The organism is Pseudomonas sp. JV245A, from assembly GCF_032424515.1.
Classification (GTDB): Bacteria; Pseudomonadota; Gammaproteobacteria; order Pseudomonadales; family Pseudomonadaceae; genus Aquipseudomonas; species Aquipseudomonas protegens.
The window spans coordinates 1-2,726 of sequence record NZ_VYKE01000311.1 but is presented as its reverse complement, the minus strand read 5'-3'; the positions used below and the strand labels follow the sequence as shown (position 1 = coordinate 2,726).

The following is a 2,726-nucleotide window of genomic DNA, read 5'->3' as shown; positions in this document are numbered from 1 at the left end:
GGCGCTGAGCCCGGTCACCACCAGGTCGACCCGGCCGCTGGCCGGCTCGAACACCCGCAAGGTCAGGGTGCCGTCACCGGCGTTGCTGAAGCTGCAGGCCAGGGGCGCCAGGCGCTGCTCGATACAGGCGCGCAACTGCGCCAGGGTGATGGCCGCCGGCATTTCAGCGGCGCCGCAGCAGCAGGCCCGCCAACAGCCCGACGCCGGCCAGCAGGGCCACGCTCAACAGCGGTTTGTCCCGCACCCAGCGCGCGCCCTGGTCCAGGGCCTGGCCGTACTTTTCCTGCAATTGCCCGGCGGCTTCCCGGGCCATGCCGCGGGCTTGCAGCTGCTCATCATCCAGCCACTCACCCACCACGGCCTCGGCCTTGCCGGCCACCTTGCCCACTGTGCCCTTGATCTGTTCGCTAGCCATGCTGGCGCTCCTTCTACTGCGGTTCATGAATGGCAGAGGCCCGATACAGAGCCCTGCGCAGAATCACAGGATAGAAAGGCCCGCCCCCGGGCAAAAGGCGCATTTGCACTGGTTGCACTGGTGCATTTGCACCGGGTCAGCCGGCACTGCCGGCAAACAGCCCGCGCTCCCGGGCCCAGACAATGGCCTCGCCGCGGCTGTGCACATCGAGCTTGGAGTACAGGGTGGCCACGTGATTGCGCACGGTGTTGGGGGCCAACTGCAGTTGCGCGGCAATTTCCTTGTCCGCCAGCCCCTGGTAGATCAGCCCCAGGACCTCGCGCTCGCGGGTGGTGAGCTCGGCAGAGGTTACCGCCGGGGCTTGCGCGCTGCGGGTGTTGCGCACATTGGCGAGCTTTTCGATCAGGGTCTGGCTGAACCAGGAGGCATCACGCATCACCTCCTCGATGGCGCCCACCAGCTCCAGCTCCGAGCGCTTGCGCTCGCTGATGTCCATCAGCACCAGCAGGTAGCAGGGGCTGTCCTGGATCAGCACGGTATCGGCGTAGGCCACGCAGTCCACCTGCTCGGCGCCCTTCTTGCGCACCTTGAGGTCCAGGCCCATGACGTTGCCGCTCTTCTCCAGGCGGCCGAACAACTGCTCGGCTGCCTGGGGCTCGGCGATAAAACCGATGTCCTGCACGGTCTTGCCGAGCAGCTCTTCACTGCTGTAGCCGCAGGTGTCGAGAAAGGCTTCGTTGACATCGACGATCTGCTGCTCGGCGCTGCACACCAGGGTCGGCACCGGGGTCAGGCGGAACGACTTGGCGAAACGCTCCTCACTCTGGCGCAAGGCGATCTCGGCCTTGCGCCGCGGCTCCAGGTCCATGAAGGAAAACAGCATGCAGTCCTCGTCGTTGATGTCCAGCGGCTGGCCGGCGACGATCACCAGCTTGCTGCCGCCCTCGGGCAGGCGCAGCTCGGCCTGCATCTGCGGGATGGTCGCGCCCTGCCCCAGGCGTTCGACGGCCAGTTCCTTGTGCTCGGCGTCTTCCAGCACGTCCAGCTCGTACACCGAACGGCCGATCACCTGGTCCCGGGCATAGCCGGTCATCTCCAGGAAGCCCTGGTTGACCTTGATGTAGCGCAAATCCCCCAGGCGGCAGATCACCGCCGGCGCCGGGTTGGCGTTGAAGGTCTTCTCAAAGCGCTGCTCGGCGCTGGCCCAGTCGGTGGCGTCACTGAGGATCAGCACCAGGGACTCCGGCGCGCCATTACGGTCCTCGAGGATCATGCTGCGCACCCGGTGCACCCAGTGCCGGGGTTCGCCATCGATCTCGGCCTGGACCTCCACCACCACGTCGCTGAAGGTTTCTCCGGCAGCCACCCGGTTGATGGGGTAGCTGTCCAGGCCCAGTGGATGGTTGTTGCGGTAGCGCAAGGCATAGCGCCGGGCGTATTCGCGCAGATTGCCGCCCAACTGCTCGACCGTGCTGACGCCGTGCATGGCCAGGGCCGCTTCATTGGCCCAGAGCAGGGTCCGGGCCTTGTCGGTCTCGATCAGGATCACCCCGTCGGACAGGCCGGAGATGATCTGCTGCAATTGGCGGCGGTTGGTTTCGGTGGCAAGTACGGCCTGGCTCATGGCATCTCCGGAAGAACCCGACGCTGCGCCAAACATCCCGCACGCCGGAAAAAAGGGGGCTGCAACTACGACCACGGCGCGCCGCCATCGTGCCCCGGCCCGAGCGCTGGAGCCCCTTTGGGCAAAGGAGTAAGCTGCCCCGTCCGGATTGCGGGCCAGCCGCCAGCCCGGCGACACCGGCCAGCCGCCCCTCGAGGAATGACGCATGATCACCATCCGTGAAGCCGACAGCCGCGATATCGACATCCTCCAGGCCATTGGCTGCGCCACCTACCGCGAGCACTTCGCCGCGATCTGGAGCACCGAAGGCATGCAGCAGTTCCTGGCCCAGGACTTTGCCCCCGCCCCCCTGGAACAGTCCCTGGCCGACAAGCACCTGCACCTGTGGCTGCTGGCCCTGGACCCGCAGCAGCAGCCCATCGGTTTTGCCAAGCTCAACTGGAACCGGCCACTGCCCGATGGAGACCGGCGCGGGGCCGAACTGCAGAAGATCTATCTGCTCAAGTCCGAGGCCGGCAAGGGCTATGGCCGCCGGTTGCTGGAGCATGTGCTGCAACGGGCCAGCGCTGCCGGTGAGCCCTGCCTGTGGCTGGACGTGCTCAAGAGCAACAGCGGCGCCCGGCGCTTCTATGAAAGCGCCGGCCTGCGGCAGGTCGACGAGGTGCCGTTCAGCACCGACCTGGAACA

General features: G+C 66.6%; 4 protein-coding genes. 1 reads left to right on the top strand and 3 read right to left on the bottom strand.

What is annotated here, in order from left to right; translation table 11 throughout:
* The 3 genes from F6S12_RS31010 to F6S12_RS31000 all read right to left on the bottom strand — a co-directional run.
* The coding region (locus tag F6S12_RS31010; RefSeq protein ID WP_315869788.1) for a DUF1652 domain-containing protein at nt 1-162 on the bottom strand (162 nt) is incomplete at its 3' end.
* Between the two features lies 1 nt (nt 163).
* Nucleotides 164-415 carry a CsbD family protein gene (locus F6S12_RS31005; protein WP_011060865.1) on the bottom strand — a complete coding sequence of 84 codons (252 nt, stop codon included), beginning with the start codon at nt 413-415 and terminating at the stop codon, nt 164-166.
* Between the two features lie 136 nt (nt 416-551).
* The gene (locus tag F6S12_RS31000; RefSeq protein ID WP_011060864.1) at nt 552-2,039 is read right to left on the bottom strand and encodes a PAS domain S-box protein; all 1,488 of its coding nucleotides are present in this window, start codon (nt 2,037-2,039) and stop codon (nt 552-554) included.
* 205 nt (nt 2,040-2,244) lie between these two features.
* On the opposite strand from F6S12_RS31000, the gene F6S12_RS30995 reads away from it, so the two are divergent.
* On the top strand, nt 2,245-2,726 hold a 482-nt coding region (locus F6S12_RS30995; RefSeq protein ID WP_315869787.1), incomplete at its 3' end, for a GNAT family N-acetyltransferase.

Bases quoted from the DNA above. Each gene is read 5' to 3' on its own strand.
- F6S12_RS31000 (WP_011060864.1), bottom strand. From the start codon at position 2,039: ATGAGCCAGGCCGTACTTGCCACCGAAACCAACCGCCGCCAATTGCAG.
- F6S12_RS31005 (WP_011060865.1), bottom strand. From the start codon at position 415: ATGGCTAGCGAACAGATCAAGGGCACAGTGGGCAAGGTGGCCGGCAAG.